At 59.2% G+C, this 13,888-nt stretch carries 15 protein-coding genes and 2 pseudogenes; 11 read left to right on the top strand and 6 right to left on the bottom strand.

The window, feature by feature from the left end:
• Position 1: 1 nt before the first annotated feature.
• From K290_RS0114355 to K290_RS0114340, 4 genes and pseudogenes are all read right to left on the bottom strand, one after another.
• A complete protein-coding gene (locus tag K290_RS0114355) occupies positions 2-751 on the bottom strand; it encodes a 2OG-Fe(II) oxygenase (RefSeq protein ID WP_028752565.1) in 750 nt (249 codons plus the stop codon).
• A gap of 155 nt (positions 752-906) precedes the next feature.
• Positions 907-1,526: pseudogene (locus K290_RS34290) on the bottom strand (hypothetical protein).
• A gap of 84 nt (positions 1,527-1,610) precedes the next feature.
• Complete coding sequence (ada, locus tag K290_RS0114345) at positions 1,611-2,702, bottom strand: bifunctional DNA-binding transcriptional regulator/O6-methylguanine-DNA methyltransferase Ada (protein ID WP_028752564.1); 1,092 nt, start codon at positions 2,700-2,702, stop codon at positions 1,611-1,613.
• A gap of 132 nt (positions 2,703-2,834) precedes the next feature.
• Positions 2,835-3,284: an ester cyclase gene (locus K290_RS0114340; RefSeq protein ID WP_028752563.1), complete on the bottom strand. Its 450-nt coding sequence runs from the start codon at positions 3,282-3,284 to the stop codon at positions 2,835-2,837.
• A gap of 251 nt (positions 3,285-3,535) precedes the next feature.
• Between K290_RS0114340 and K290_RS0114335 the strand changes: the two genes are divergently transcribed.
• From K290_RS0114335 to K290_RS37920, 9 genes and pseudogenes are all read left to right on the top strand, one after another.
• Entirely contained in the window at positions 3,536-3,844 is a 309-nt protein-coding gene (locus K290_RS0114335) for a hypothetical protein (protein ID WP_051264075.1), read from the top strand.
• A gap of 304 nt (positions 3,845-4,148) precedes the next feature.
• Positions 4,149-4,304 (top strand): annotated as a pseudogene (locus tag K290_RS37925) (DUF2189 domain-containing protein); the annotation flags it as partial.
• Positions 4,305-4,406: 102 nt separating this feature from the next.
• A complete protein-coding gene (locus K290_RS0114325) occupies positions 4,407-4,793 on the top strand; it encodes a c-type cytochrome (RefSeq protein ID WP_028752561.1) in 387 nt (128 codons plus the stop codon).
• A 234-nt stretch (positions 4,794-5,027) separates the two neighbouring features.
• Positions 5,028-5,843: a cytochrome c oxidase subunit II gene (locus K290_RS0114315; protein ID WP_028752560.1), complete on the top strand. Its 816-nt coding sequence runs from the start codon at positions 5,028-5,030 to the stop codon at positions 5,841-5,843.
• Positions 5,844-5,899: 56 nt separating this feature from the next.
• The gene (locus K290_RS0114310) at positions 5,900-7,678 is read left to right on the top strand and encodes a cbb3-type cytochrome c oxidase subunit I (protein WP_028752559.1); all 1,779 of its coding nucleotides are present in this window, start codon (positions 5,900-5,902) and stop codon (positions 7,676-7,678) included.
• Positions 7,675-8,379, top strand: a complete 705-nt coding sequence (locus tag K290_RS0114305) for a cytochrome c oxidase subunit 3 (RefSeq protein WP_028752558.1) — start codon at positions 7,675-7,677, stop codon at positions 8,377-8,379. The genes K290_RS0114310 and K290_RS0114305 overlap by 4 nt, the downstream gene beginning before the upstream one ends.
• Before the next feature lie 12 nt (positions 8,380-8,391).
• Entirely contained in the window at positions 8,392-9,114 is a 723-nt protein-coding gene (locus tag K290_RS0114300) for a heme-copper oxidase subunit III family protein (protein ID WP_028752557.1), read from the top strand.
• 10 nt (positions 9,115-9,124) lie between these two features.
• Positions 9,125-9,457, top strand: coding sequence for a cytochrome C oxidase subunit IV family protein (locus K290_RS0114295; RefSeq protein WP_028752556.1), 333 nt, complete (start codon positions 9,125-9,127; stop codon positions 9,455-9,457).
• Between the two features lie 145 nt (positions 9,458-9,602).
• Entirely contained in the window at positions 9,603-9,776 is a 174-nt protein-coding gene (locus tag K290_RS37920) for a hypothetical protein (protein WP_172831008.1), read from the top strand.
• Between the two features lie 103 nt (positions 9,777-9,879).
• Here K290_RS37920 and groL read toward each other — a convergent pair whose 3' ends face one another.
• A complete protein-coding gene (gene groL / locus K290_RS0114285) occupies positions 9,880-11,508 on the bottom strand; it encodes a chaperonin GroEL (RefSeq protein WP_028752555.1) in 1,629 nt (542 codons plus the stop codon).
• Positions 11,509-11,563: 55 nt separating this feature from the next.
• The gene (gene groES, locus K290_RS0114280) at positions 11,564-11,878 is read right to left on the bottom strand and encodes a co-chaperone GroES (RefSeq protein WP_028752554.1); all 315 of its coding nucleotides are present in this window, start codon (positions 11,876-11,878) and stop codon (positions 11,564-11,566) included.
• A 305-nt stretch (positions 11,879-12,183) separates the two neighbouring features.
• On the opposite strand from groES, the gene K290_RS0114275 reads away from it, so the two are divergent.
• Both K290_RS0114275 and K290_RS0114270 read left to right on the top strand, forming a co-directional pair.
• On the top strand, positions 12,184-13,167 hold the full coding sequence (locus K290_RS0114275) for an acetylxylan esterase (protein ID WP_028752553.1): 984 nt from the start codon (positions 12,184-12,186) through the stop codon (positions 13,165-13,167).
• Complete coding sequence (locus K290_RS0114270) at positions 13,139-13,867, top strand: esterase family protein (RefSeq protein WP_028752552.1); 729 nt, start codon at positions 13,139-13,141, stop codon at positions 13,865-13,867. The genes K290_RS0114275 and K290_RS0114270 overlap by 29 nt, the downstream gene beginning before the upstream one ends.
• Positions 13,868-13,888: the final 21 nt, after the last annotated feature.

The raw sequence follows: 13,888 nt of genomic DNA, 5'->3' as shown, positions 1-13,888 counted from the left end.
CTTACTTCGCATCGTGAAAGATGATGCCAACGGTATGGCGCATGCCCGAGCGAAGACGGCTGACGCCGTGCTTAAGGTTGACGCGATAGCTCCCCTTGGAGCCCTGGACCGGACGATTATGGACCGCAAACGCGACCGCGTCGCCCTGGCGCAGCGGCACCACCTCGACGCGGCTTTGCATGCGCGGGCGCTGTTCTGTCAGAACGAACTCGCCGCCTGTGAAATCCTTTCCCGGTTCGGAGAGCAGGATTGCCACCTGCAGCGGGAATGCGAGGTCGCCATAGAGGTCCTGGTGCAGGCAATTGAAATCGCCCGGGACGTATTGCAACAGCAGCGGCGTCGGCCGCGTCTGGCCTTGATCATGGCACTGTTTCAGAAAGGCGGCATGGTTTGCAGGATACCGCTGATCGATGCCCATACGTGTGTTCCAGTCGTTGGCAACCTCGGCCAACCGCGGATAAAGCGCTGTGCGCAGACCGCCAAGCAGATCCGGCAGCGGATATTTGAAATAGCGGTATTCGCCTTTGCCGAACCCATGGCGCGCCATGTGAATATGGCTGCGGAAATGCTCTTCCTGCGGATAAAGGCCGGCGATCTCCCGGCACTCCTCAGGCGACAGCAGCTTCTCCATGACCGAGCAGCCGAACCCGCTCAGTTCCGATGACAGCTTCTGCCAGTCATACCGGGCAACACGCGCCTCTGCGGACAGGGCTGAAGAGCCCGATGGATTGAGTTTCGAATGAGCGTTCATGATCTAGCCTCCTTATCGACAAGCGCGCTTCTGTTCGAGCTCCAGCGATAGCCCGACAGAACGCCATTGCTGCGGATGACAATAGGGCTGAAGCCATCCGTCCTCACTCCGGTCCTTGCTTTCAAATCGGCACGTTTTTCGGAAAAACAATTTTATTACCCGATCATGGGATGAAGAATCGGCCGATAGCCGCCTCGGAGCGCCATGAATGTGGACGGTGGGGTCAGCATGCCTTCGGCGTGAGCGAGCTTCTGCGACGGCTCATAGCCGTGCTCGGTCCAACGAAAAGCGCGGCCGCTGGCGATCGTATAGGCAAAACCTGACGCCGCGATAATCGTACCGTCCGCCAGCTCGGAGAGTGGCCCCGGAAGCGGATGTATCCGTTTGCGTCCGCGCTCCATGCGTTCACTGTGGAGGACAGCATCCATGGCGGCGGCGGAGGGTTCAGCCTGCCCTTTCGCACCGGCCCATGCGGCGCGAAATGCCTTGGCGGCGTCGCGCCGGCAGAAGAAACAGGGACGGTGTCCGGCGGCCAACGCCACCGCTTCATCCAGAAAAAGAGTTCGGTCCAACTCCGGTTGGCCATGACATCACGGCGGCGGCCCTCGTATTCGCAAGTGCAGACCAGCCATGCTTTGCTGGACCAGCGTTTGTTCAGCAGCGTTTTGCTTGCCGGATCGTGGATGATGCCGCGATTGCCGGTGAACAATCCTCGTTGCGAAATCGCCACGATATCGCCGAAGGGGGTGACGCGGTTCTGAAGGGGAGCGCTCATGTCGGCATATTGCCTCGCTCGCACGGCATGCGCCAGATGTACCGCGAGACGACAGCACTATGCCGAAAGATGCTCATCGGGCTTTCACTGGCCTTGGGCCGCTTCGCGGTCAAGCAGAACACGTTTTCGCTCCACTCCCCAAGCATAGCCGGAAAGCGAACCGTCGTTCCGCACTACCCGGTGGCACGGAATTGCGACGGCCAGATTGTTGGCCGCACATGCTCCGGCGACGGCGCGCACCGCCTTGGGCGAGCCGATCCGGCGGGCGATTTCCGTGTAGGAAACGGTCCGGCCGACCGGGATTTCCTTGAGCGCCTGCCAAACCCGCTGCTGAAACGCCGTGCCGCGAACATCGAGCGGCAAGTCGACCCCCAGGCCCGGTGCCTCCACGAGGCCGACGACACGCGCCACCAGGGTCTCGTAATCCCCATCGGCGCCAATCAGGTTGGCGTTGGGAAAGCGATCCTGGAGATCGCGCACCAGCGCGTCGGGGTCGCTGCCGAGGAGAATGGCCGCCACGCCCTTCCTGCTCGACGCAACCAGGATCGCACCCAGCGACGATTGGCCGACGGCGAAGCGGATCTCTTCATTGGCGCCTCCCGATCGATACTGGCTCGGCGTCATTCCGAGCATATCGGTGGACTTCTCGTAGAAGCGCCCGCTCGAATTGAAACCGGCATCGTAAATTGCCTCAGTTACGCTGTTGCCGTTCGCAAGGCCTTCGCGGACTTTCGCCGCACGGTGCGCCGAGGCGTAGTCCTTGGGTGTCAGGCCGGTTGCGGATTTGAACAGCCGATGGAAATGGCTGGCGCTGCGTCCGACTGCATCCGCGAGCTCGTGCAAGGACGGTTCCTCCTCGCTCTCTTCGATCAATCGGCAAACGCGCGCGACGATCGCAGCGTTCTCTCTGTCCACGGAAAGACTATCCGGTTTGCATCGTTTGCAGGCCCGAAAGCCTGTCGCTTTGGCGGCCTCGAGTGAATCATGCAGTTGCACATTGTTGGGGTTTGCGGTTCGCGACGGACAGGACGGCCGGCAATAGACGCCGGTCGTTGCCACCGAATACCAGAGCTGGCCATCGGCGCTCCGATCGCGAGCGACGACACGCGCCCAACGCGGATCGTCGGCCACCGCGGTGTGTATAAAAGTCGTCCGGTTTCTGGGCATCACGGTCATGTCGTCTATCCCTGTGTGTTCCAGCGTAGGTGCATCATTCTTGGCAGCGGAGAGCCGCACTGCCACCCGATTCCTGCGCGACCTGCGGTCATCCGAAGGTCGCCGCCCCGATGATGGGCGGCGACCCTTGTGTCAGGCGGCCTTGATGAGGCCGAGCTGCGTGAGCGCCGTCACACCGTCATCGAGGCCGATTTCCTCGGCGATCTTGCCATTCTCGATGCGCAGGATGGTGGTGCCGGTGAAGCGCATCTTGCGATCGGTCGCAGCCGGCAGCGATCCGACCAGAAAGTCGGCAAACGCAGGACCTGTGTGCGTGCCGCCGCCCTCCCACTGGCCGACGACATAGTCGCCTTCGGCAATAAGATCGGCAGTGCCCCAGAAATTGAGGTCCGGGAATGCCGTGCGGAAACCGATCATGAAGGCCTTGATGTCGTCATGCCCGCGACGCGGCGCATGCAGCGAGTACTTCAGCAGCATGTCCGGCGCGGCGATTTCGTCGACGACGGATAGGTTGCAGGTCTCACCCCAGAATTCGGTGAACCAGCGCACAACGATGGCCTTGTTGTCTTCTTCTTTGCTCATGTGGACTCCTTCTTGATTTATCCAGCGGATCATCGATCTCGGCCGATGACCTGAGCAAAGGGATAGGCCGATCAGGCAGGATCAAAACTCCGGTTCTTGCTCCGCAATCAAATCCGTCAAACCGATGCTTTCGGGCGCGCATAAATGACAGATGACGCGTAAAAGGAGATGCTCGGGTTTGAAAGCAAGGAACGGGGTGCCAACCAACCGGATCGGTGGGAAAGTTCGCCGATTACAAAGGGAGCACGCAAATGAAAGCTCAAATCACAGTGCTTGCCGCATTCGCGATCGTCGCCGCCTTTCCGGCATTCGCAATCGAGCGGCTGCAGACCACCACGAGGTCATGCGCCGACATTCAATCCTTCGTCCAGGCGAACCGCGCTGTCATCCTGCAATATCCGGCAGCCCGGGGTTCCGGCGGTTTGCTCTATGATCGCGCCGTGGCCAATTCCGATGTATGCCTTGGAAGCGGTTTCGGGGAACAAAGCTATGTGCCGTCGAGGGACAAGCGCAATTGCGCGGTCTGGGTCTGCCGCTCCAGCACCGATCTGCGCCCGTGACGGCGTGAGGAGCGCCTCACCGCGCGAACTTGGTAGATGCTGCGCCGCACCAATCGCCAGCGAGACTGGTCATGCCAGGGCAGCCCAGCACGAGCGTCTTTGCACGCTCTTCTTCGCGCGCCTGTACCGCAAAAAATGACGAACATCTAATTTAAGGAACAGGCGACAAAGCCAAAGAGATTTGATAAAACTAGACTACCGGTTGCGGTTTGACGTGTCGGTAGAAATTGCCGGGGCATCTTCGCACTGTTAGCCGGATCGTGGTGGTGGAGGAGAGCTGCTGTGGCGGCGTTTCATGTCATGGCCGGCCGCGCTTTTGGGATTGATCGTCGCGGCGCTGCTCGTCGTCGGCACGATCCCCATCTTTGTCAGCCTTGTCGTCATGCCCACTCTGGGGCATCCGACCTGGCATTTATACCGAAAATCAGTTGCCTCCGCCTATCCGCACCGCACGCTTTGAATTCACAAGAAAATTTACCGTGGGATCATCCTCCGAACCGTCGTGAACTGTCAGATGGCAGTCGCTTCGGCTGGGATAGCGATGAAGAGAATGAGGATTGCCATGTCTTACCGTTTTCTTCCGATCTGCTTGCTTGTCGCTATTGCTCTACCGCTTGACGCCCTCGCGCAGGAGGGTGATGCCACGGCAGGCGCCACCGTCTTCAAGAAATGCGCCATCTGTCATATCGCCGAAACCGACCAGAACAAGGTCGGCCCCTCGCTGAACGGTTTGTTTGGCAGGACGGCGGGAACACACCCGAATTTCGCCTATTCGCCGGCCATGCAAAAGGCAGGCAAAGACGGCCTCGTGTGGAACGAGACGTCGCTGCGCGACTATTTGCATGCTCCCCAGGCAAAGGTGAAGGGCACGAAGATGACCTTCGTCGGGCTGAAGGACGATACCGAGATTACCAATCTGATCGCCTATCTGAAGCAATACTCCAAATAGCGAGATGCATGATATGGACAAGCTGTTTTCTGGGTCGCCGGTCGGATCGGCGGGAGTACGGCTCAATGACGGACGCCGCCGATCCGGTCCGCGGCGTCGATATGCCCCGTGCGGCTTGCCGGGATGAACCGCTACTTTTGCCGCAATTGCCCGCGTGATTTGTTCATGAGATAATACTAAAACGTTTCGCGATCGGATTGTGGAAACGTTCGCGGCCGAGTCAGGGAGGAGACGATGGCTGTCGTATTGATACTCGTTCTGCTGGTAGTGGGATCGATCGCGTTCCATCTGCTGAGCCCTTGGTGGTGGACGCCAATCGCTTCCAATTGGAGCTATATCGACAACACGATCGTCATCACCTTCTGGATCACCGGCATCGTCTTCACGGCCGTCGTGTTGTTCATTGCCTATTGCGTCTTTCGTTTCAGGCATCGCGCCGGAAATCGAGCGGCATACCAGCCTGAAAACAAACGACTGGAATGGTGGCTTGCGGGTGGAACGGCCATCGGCGTCGCGGCGATGCTCGCACCCGGCCTTTTCGTGTGGAAGCAGTTCGTCACCGTCCCGGCCGATGCCAGCGAGGTCGAAGTCGTCAGTCAGCAATGGCAATGGAGTTTCCGGCTGCCGGGAGCGGACGGGCGGCTCGGGCGAGCGAACACGCGCGATGTGACTGCGGATAACCCGCTTGGTTTGGACAAGAATGATCCTGCGGGCTTGGACGACGTCATCGTCGAAGGCGGCGAGCTGCATATACCGGCCGGCAAGTCGGTGAAGATGCTGCTGCGCTCGATCGACGTCCTGCACGATTTCTACGTGCCGGAATTCCGGGCCAAGATGGACATGATCCCCGGCACGGTCACCTATTATTGGTTCACACCGACGCGGACGGGAACCTTCGAGGTTCTCTGCGCGGAATTATGCGGCGTCGGTCATCCGCAGATGCGTGGCACAGTCGTCGTCGATACCGATGGCAACTATCAAGCCTGGCTGGAGCAACAGCCGACTTTCGCGAAATCGCTGGCGTCCGTGGAAAAGTCGGCAGCCAAATAAGTGCGACCGGCACTTAAGGAGGAAGGCCGCACCGAAGGGAATAGGGAGGATGGAATATGGTCGATATTGGATCGGGCACCGAGCAGGTCATCCAGCCCGCTGAAGTCGAGGATGTGGAGCTATATCATCCGAAAAGCTGGTGGACGCGCTATGTCTTCAGCCAGGATGCCAAGATCATCGCCATTCAGTATTCTATGACCGCCATTTCGATCGGCATGGTGGCGCTTGTGCTGTCTTGGCTGATGCGCCTGCAACTCGGCTTTCCCGGCTCCTTCTCCTTCATCGACGCGGACCATTATTACCAGTTCATCACCATGCACGGCATGATCATGGTGATTTACCTCCTGACCGCCTTGTTCCTCGGCGGCTTCGGCAACTATCTGATCCCCTTGATGCTCGGCGCTCGCGACATGGTGTTTCCCTATGCGAACATGCTGAGCTACTGGCTCTATCTGCTTGCGGTCATCGTGCTGGTCGTCGGCTTTTTCGCGCCGGGCGGACCGACTGGCGCCGGCTGGACCCTCTATCCGCCGCAGGCCCTTCTGTCGGGGACGCCCGGAGGACGTGACTGGGGCATCATCCTGATGCTGTCGTCGCTGATCCTGTTCATCATCGGTTTTACCATGGGAGGGCTGAACTATGTCGTGACGGTGCTGCAGGGACGCACCCGCGGCATGACCCTGATGCGAATGCCCCTGACGGTATGGGGGATATTCACTGCGACCGTCATGGCTCTGCTCGCCTTCCCGGCCCTCTTCGTCGCCGCCGTCATGATGCTGTTCGACCGCCTGCTCGGCACAAGCTTCTTCATGCCCGCCATTGTCGAGATGGGTCAGCAGTTGCAGCAAGGGGGCGGCAGCCCGATCCTGTTCCAGCATCTGTTCTGGTTCTTCGGTCACCCTGAAGTCTATATCGTCGCATTGCCGGCTTTCGGCATCGTCTCGGATCTGATCAGCACGCATGCGCGCAAGAACATCTTCGGCTATCGAATGATGGTCTGGGCGATCGTCATCATCGCCGCGCTGAGCTTCGTCGTATGGGCGCATCATATGTATGTCAGCGGCATGAACCCGAACTTCGGGTTCTTTTTCGCGACCACGACTTTGATCATCGCCATTCCCACCGCGATCAAGGTCTATAATTGGGTGCTGACACTCTGGCGCGGCGATATCCATCTGACACTGCCGATGCTGTTTGCCCTCGCCTTCATCGTGACCTTCATCAATGGCGGGTTGACCGGCCTCTTTCTCGGCAATGTCGTCGTGGACGTGCCGCTATCAGACACCATGTTCGTCGTCGCGCATTTCCACATGGTGATGGGCGTCGCGCCAATTCTGGTGATCTTCGGGGCAATCCACCATTGGTATCCGAAAGTCACAGGGCGCATGCTGAATGTGACGATGGGCCATATCCACTTCTGGATCACCTTTCTCGGGGCCTATGCCATCTTCTTCCCGATGCATTATCTCGGCCTGATGGGCGTGCCGCGCCGCTATTACGAGCTCGGCGAAACGGCCTTCATTCCGCCGTCGGCGCATACGCTGAACATGTTCATTACGGTCGCCGCCCTGATCGTCGGCGCTGCCCAGCTTTTGTTCCTGTTCAATCTCGCCTGGAGCCTTCGCTGGGGCCGGCAGGCGGGCGGCAATCCATGGAGGGCAACTACTTTGGAATGGCAGACGCCGCAAACGCCGCCTGCGCACGGAAATTGGGGCAAGGAACTGCCGATCGTCTACCGTTGGCCGTATGATTACAGTATGCCCGGAGCGGAGCAGGACTTCGTGCCGCAGAACCAGCCAGCGCCGAGCCGATTGTCCGAAAGGGCTTCGCCATGAGCGCCATTCTCATCTTCATGGCCGGGATTGCCTGCATCGTCGCCTGGTGGATGGCGCGGCAGCGGCTGACCTCGAAGCCGTGGCTGGAAACGGGCCTGGTGGACGATGCGCCGGAGATGCGGGGATCGTCGGAGACAACGGCGAAGGTCGGCCTCGGCATCTTTCTCGCCGTCGTCGGCGCCTTGTTCGCGCTCCTCATCAGCGCCTATCTCACACGCCTCAGCGGCGCCGATTGGTGGAGCATTCCAATCCCCCCGCTGCTTTGGGTGAATACAGCCGCCCTTGCCGCCAGCAGCGTTGCGCTACAATGGGCAAAAACCGAAGCACGTCTTGATCATAGCGAGATGCTGAACACGGCTCTGGCAGTGGCATTGGTGCTCGCTGTTCTCTTCCTTGTCGGGCAGGTTTTGGTATGGCGGCAATTGGTTGCGGCCGGTTACGTGCTCGCCGACAACCCGTCGAACAGCTTCTTCTACATGATCACCGGGCTGCACGGCCTGCACATTCTAGGGGGGCTTTTCGTGCTCGGGCGAACGACGATCCGTGCCCAAGCCAATATCGGGCAGGCGAGAGTCCGCCTCAGCGTCGATCTCTGCGCCATTTACTGGCATTTCATGCTTGTTGTCTGGCTGGTCCTTTTTGCGCTCTTTGCCGGCTGGGCCAATAGTTTCGCCGATCTATGCCGTCAATTGGTCACCTGAGGAGCGTCGACGATGACCGAATCCATAGAAAGACCGGTACACGATCCACTTCTGCGGCCGGCGGGACTGCGCGGCGTCGCGGCCGATCTGTCGTCGGACCAGCGGGCGTTCAAGAACGTCTCCTGGGGCAAGGCGATGATGTGGATCTTCCTCTTGAGCGACACCTTCATATTCGGTTGTTTTCTGCTGGCCTATATGACGGCGCGCATGTCGACCAACGTGCCCTGGCCAAATCCCAGCGAGGTTTTCGCGCTCAAGATCGGCGGGCAGGACATTCCGCTGATCCTGATCGCCATCATGACCTTCGTGCTCATCAGCAGCAGCGGCACCATGGCCATGGCCGTCAACTTCGGATACCGCCACGATCGCCGCAAGACGGCGGCTTTGATGCTGGCGACAGCGGCTCTTGGCGCGACATTCGTTTGCATGCAGGGCTTCGAATGGACGAAACTGATCATGGAAGGAGTCCGTCCGTGGGGGAACCCTTGGGGTGCGGCGCAGTTCGGCTCGTCCTTTTTCATGATCACGGGCTTTCACGGCACCCACGTCACAATCGGCGTTGTTTTTCTTCTCGTCACGGCGCGCAAGGTATGGCGGGGAGATTTCGATCACGGACGAAGGGGGTTCTTCACCAGCCGCAAGGGCCATTACGAGATCGTCGAGATCATGGGGCTTTATTGGCACTTCGTCGATCTCGTTTGGGTATTCATCTTTGCATTCTTCTATCTGTGGTGAGGATGACATCATGGCACAGACGCAGGCGCATTCCGGACAGGAGCATCCGATCAGACTGTACATGGTAGTCTGGGGGCTGCTTTTCGTCCTCAGCACCTTCTCCTATCTCGTCGACTATCTCGGCATTCAGGGCTATCTCAGATGGTTTCTGATCGTGCTGTTCATGATGCTGAAGGCGGGGCTGATCGTCGCCGTTTTCATGCACATGGCCTGGGAGCGGCTGGCGTTGATCTACGCCATCCTGGTTCCGCCAGTGCTGGTGCTTGTCTTCGTCGCCCTTATGGTGTCGGAATCGCATTATACCGCGCTTACCCGGCTGGCCTTTTTCGGCGCCGACCAATAGGAGACGAAGCTGCGATATTGCTGGCATTGTCAGTCGTTCGAGGCGGCTCAGCACCTCGGCGCGACGATCAGGCCCCAAAAATCTGAGGAACCCAAGCTGTCTGTCTCGGTTGTTCAAGGGTACGACTTGAAGAACGGAGACGAAAATGAGCAAAACCGACGTTCATAAGCTCCAGAAGCGAGCCGAGCGACAAGTAAAGAACACCAGCGCCGGCGGTCATCTCGGCGGAACATATTTTGGTCAGCAGCCTGACGGCAAAACAATGTCGTCATCCAGCAATGATAGCGCCAAAGCGCGCAAGAACGATGGAAGCAACTAGCTTCATTTAGGCTTGGCGCGGACGGTCCGGTGAGTCGTTCGAGCTTCCTCCCAATCTCTACCGACAGTGGCCCGCCCGTGCGGGCGAGCCACCATCTGAACCCTCAGAAGTCGATTCCGGCGCCCGGAGGTAAGGCTGGTGCGGATTCCTTCCTCGGCTTCTCGGCAATCATCGCTTCCGTCGTCACCAACAGCCCTGCGATCGATGCGGCATCCTGCAGTGCCGTGCGAACCACCTTGGCGGGGTCGATCACACCCATGGCGTAGAGATCGCCATATTCGTTGGTCTGAGCGTTCCACCCGAATGAAAAATCCGTCTTTTCGCGCAGTTTGCCGACGATGATGGAACCCTCGGCGCCGGAATTTTCGGCAATCTGACGGACAGGCGCTTCGATCGCCCGGCGGACGATCTCGACACCGACGCGCTGGTCGTCATTTTCGGGCTTGAGCCCCTCGAGCGATTTGACCGCGCGCAGAAGGGCCACGCCGCCGCCCGGCAGGATACCTTCCTCAACGGCGGCGCGCGTCGCATGCAGCGCATCGTCGACGCGATCCTTCTTTTCCTTCACCTCGATTTCGGTCGAGCCGCCGACGCGGATGACGGCAACGCCGCCAGCGAGCTTGGCAAGGCGTTCCTGCAGCTTCTCGCGGTCGTAGTCGGAGGTGGTTTCTTCGATCTGGGCGCGGATTTGCGTCACACGCCCATCAATCTCGCCCTTCGATCCGGCACCATCGATAATGGTGGTGTTCTCCTTCTCGATCATCACCTTCTTGGAACGGCCGAGCATATTGAGGGTGACAGACTCCAACTTGATGCCGAGATCTTCGGAGATGACAGTGCCGCCCGTCAGGATGGCGATGTCTTCCAGCATGGCCTTGCGGCGATCGCCGAAGCCCGGAGCCTTGACGGCAGCAATCTTCAGGCCACCACGCAGCTTGTTGACGACGAGCGTTGCGAGAGCTTCGCCTTCGACATCCTCAGCGATGATCAGAAGCGGCTTGCTCGACTGCACCACCGCTTCCAGGATCGGCAGCATGGCTTGGAGATTGGAGAGTTTCTTCTCATGGATCAGGATATAAGGGTCTTCCAGTTCCGCCCGCATCTTGTCCGGGTTGGTGACGAAATACGGGCTGAGATAGCCGCGGTCGAACTGCATGCCTTCGACGACTTCGAGTTCGGTTTCGGCGGTCTTGGCTTCTTCGACGGTGATGACGCCTTCGTTGCCGACCTTTTCCATCGCTTGAGCGAGATAGTGTCCGATTTCCGGATCGCCATTGGCGGAGATGGTGGCGACCTGAACGATTTCGGAATTGTTGGATATCTTGCGGGCGTTGGTCTTCAGTTCCTTGACGACCGCATCGACGGCAAGGTCGATGCCGCGCTTCAGGTCCATCGGGTTCATGCCTGAGGCGACCGCCTTGGCGCCCTCGCGAACGATGGCCTGGGCGAGAACGGTTGCGGTCGTAGTGCCATCGCCGGCGATATCGCTGGTTCTGGAGGCGACTTCACGCAACATCTGTGCGCCCATGTTTTCGAACTTGTCTTCCAGCTCGACTTCCTTGGCGACAGTAACACCATCTTTGGTGATGCGCGGAGCGCCGAAGGACTTGTCGATGACGACATTGCGGCCCTTCGGACCGAGCGTCACCTTGACCGCATTGGCGAGAATATCCACCCCCTTCAGCATGCGTTCACGAGCGTCGGTGTGAAATTTGACTTCTTTGGCAGCCATTTTTTACTCCTCCATAGGCAGCACAGTTTTGACTTGATGCTTGAAAGAAGACGGCTCAGGCAGCCCTCTCGTCTGCCGCCTGAACGTCGATTATGCCCAGAACGTCGCTTTCCTTCATGATCAGCAGATCTTCATTGTCGATCTTGATCTCGGTGCCGGACCATTTTCCGAAGAGGATGCGGTCGCCAGCCTTGACATCGAGCGGCTGGACCTGTCCGGCCTCATTGCGTGCTCCGGCACCGACGGCGATGACTTCGCCCTCCTGCGGCTTCTCCTTGGCAGTGTCAGGAATGATAATGCCGCCCTTGGTCTTTTCTTCAGACTTGACGCGACGAACCAGAATGCGATCGTGAAGCGGTCGGAACGTCATGTTTTCCTCCATGGCAAACGATGGTGATCACTGCCCCCGGCCGGACCAGACGAACGCCCGAATAGGTGCCGAAGCCCTCCAGCGTCCGGCGAAATTTGATCTGGTTCCGGAAACCGCCTTTTCAAGGACATGAGTGAATTTTAGCACTCTGCACCTACGACTGCCAATACGATCGAAAGAATCATGAGTGCGATTCAGTGGCCCGATCCTTCGCAGCCCGAAGGCCGCTGCGGATGACGCAGTTTTGCCGGTGCGACGAACGTTCCGGTCTTGCGTCGCAGATCCTTTCACGGGACAAGCATCACATGAGCGTTCCAAAGACACATTCCTTCGCCTTCGACCCAACCTATGGCATGCAGCTTGAGCAGCTTGTGGCGATCAAACCGCCCGAGGAGGTTTCGGGTTTTGACGATTTTTGGACCGAGCGCTATCGGCGCGCGATCGCGGTCGATCCGCAGCCGAAACTCCGCCGCAGCAAAATCCGGCATCCCGACTGGTATGTTCTCGACATCACCTATACATCGACCGCCGCGTTTACCATCCGCGGCTGGCTGCTTCTTCCCCGCACTGGAATCGTGCGGCGCGGCCTCGTCGTCGGACACGGCTATGGTGGGCGGGATCAGCCCGACCTCGACTTGCCGGTGAAAGACACTGCCATATTGTTTCCCTGCTCTCGAGGCCTGTCCCTGAGCGCGCACCCGCCGATTCCGGCCGATCCTGGCGGGCATGTGCTTTACGGTATCGAAAAGCCCGATTCCTATATTATCGGCGGCTGCGTCGACGATCTCTGGCTCGCCGTCTCGACGCTCGTTTCCCTCTATCCCTGGCTTGCGGGGCATATCGGCTATAGCGGCATCAGTTTCGGCGGCGGCATCGGGGCGCTGGCGATCCCCTTCGACAACCGGATCGATCGGGGACATCTCGTGGTGCCAACCTTCGGACACCGGCCGCTATGGCTGAGCTTGCCGACGATCGGCAGCGCGCAATCCGTCCAGGCGTACGAGAAGACGCATGGAGACGTGCTCGAAACCTTGCGCCTGTTCGATGCCGCGAACGCGGCTGCCCGCATCAAGGTACCGATGCTCGTCGCCGCAGCCCTCTTCGATCCTGCGGTAGCGCCACCCTGCCAGTTCGCTGTCGCGAACGCGCTGCCGAAATTTAACGAAATCTTCATCCTGGACGCCGGTCATTTCGACTATGTTGGCGGCGCCGAGCAAGACGCGGTGCTTCGCGAAAAAGTCGAACGATTTTTTAGGTGCCATGAACCGGGAATACCTGAGCTGGTATAGCCAACGCCTGCATCGAGACATGGAGCTGTTGGTGTTCGGCCATGCCGGCGCCAAGGTGTTGATGTTTCCAACACGGGAAGGGCGCTTCTGGGAATACGAGCAGCTCGGCATCGTCGCCAGCCTTGCCGACAAATTGCAGGCCGGTCATCTCCAGCTCTACTGTATCGAGGGTCTTGCCACCGAAACTTTCTATGGATCCCGGCACCATCCGGCCGAGCGCATTCGCCGGCATGCTGCCTTCGAGGAATATATTCTGAACGAAGTGCTGCCGCTGATGGCGCAAAAGAACCCTCATGACTGCACCATCGTGCATGGCTGCAGCCTCGGCGCTTTCCAAGCCGCGAGCCTCGTCTTTCGCCACCCTCACCTCTTTCGCAAGCTCGTCGCCTTTTCAGGTCGTTACGATCTGACGATGAAAATCGAATGCTTCAGCGACCTGTTCGAGGGCTACTATGACGAGAATGTCTATTTCCACACGCCCACGCACTTCCTTCCGGGGCTTGCCTGCGAATGGCGGCTCGAGCGGCTCCGCGAGATCGACATCGTTCTCACCATCGGGGACGCCGATCCCTTCCTCGACAACAACCGCCATCTGAGCCGGCTTCTCGTCGACAAGCAGGTCGGCCATCAATTGCATGTCTGGGGCGGGCGCGCCCACCGGGCAGGTGCCTGGCGTAAAATGGCGGCGCTGTACATCTGACGGCGGCCGACAGCAAACGCC

Origin of the sequence: Rhizobium leucaenae USDA 9039 (genome assembly GCF_000426285.1) — a bacterium.
GTDB lineage: Bacteria > Pseudomonadota > Alphaproteobacteria > Rhizobiales > Rhizobiaceae > Rhizobium > Rhizobium leucaenae.
The sequence above is the reverse complement of the archived record's forward strand: the minus strand, read 5'-3'. Positions and strand labels throughout refer to the sequence as shown.

Bases quoted from the DNA above. Each gene is read 5' to 3' on its own strand.
- K290_RS37920 (WP_172831008.1), top strand. From the start codon at position 9,603: ATGAGCAAAACCGACGTTCATAAGCTCCAGAAGCGAGCCGAGCGACAA.
- K290_RS0114340 (WP_028752563.1), bottom strand. From the start codon at position 3,284: ATGAGCAAAGAAGAAGACAACAAGGCCATCGTTGTGCGCTGGTTCACC.
- K290_RS0114310 (WP_028752559.1), top strand. From the start codon at position 5,900: ATGGTCGATATTGGATCGGGCACCGAGCAGGTCATCCAGCCCGCTGAA.
- groL (WP_028752555.1), bottom strand. From the start codon at position 11,508: ATGGCTGCCAAAGAAGTCAAATTTCACACCGACGCTCGTGAACGCATG.
- K290_RS0114325 (WP_028752561.1), top strand. From the start codon at position 4,407: ATGTCTTACCGTTTTCTTCCGATCTGCTTGCTTGTCGCTATTGCTCTA.
- K290_RS0114270 (WP_028752552.1), top strand. From the start codon at position 13,139: ATGAACCGGGAATACCTGAGCTGGTATAGCCAACGCCTGCATCGAGAC.
- K290_RS0114355 (WP_028752565.1), bottom strand. From the start codon at position 751: ATGAACGCTCATTCGAAACTCAATCCATCGGGCTCTTCAGCCCTGTCC.
- K290_RS0114295 (WP_028752556.1), top strand. From the start codon at position 9,125: ATGGCACAGACGCAGGCGCATTCCGGACAGGAGCATCCGATCAGACTG.
- ada (WP_028752564.1), bottom strand. From the start codon at position 2,702: ATGACCGTGATGCCCAGAAACCGGACGACTTTTATACACACCGCGGTG.
- K290_RS0114315 (WP_028752560.1), top strand. From the start codon at position 5,028: ATGGCTGTCGTATTGATACTCGTTCTGCTGGTAGTGGGATCGATCGCG.
- K290_RS0114275 (WP_028752553.1), top strand. From the start codon at position 12,184: ATGAGCGTTCCAAAGACACATTCCTTCGCCTTCGACCCAACCTATGGC.
- groES (WP_028752554.1), bottom strand. From the start codon at position 11,878: ATGACGTTCCGACCGCTTCACGATCGCATTCTGGTTCGTCGCGTCAAG.
- K290_RS0114335 (WP_051264075.1), top strand. From the start codon at position 3,536: ATGAAAGCTCAAATCACAGTGCTTGCCGCATTCGCGATCGTCGCCGCC.
- K290_RS0114300 (WP_028752557.1), top strand. From the start codon at position 8,392: ATGACCGAATCCATAGAAAGACCGGTACACGATCCACTTCTGCGGCCG.
- K290_RS0114305 (WP_028752558.1), top strand. From the start codon at position 7,675: ATGAGCGCCATTCTCATCTTCATGGCCGGGATTGCCTGCATCGTCGCC.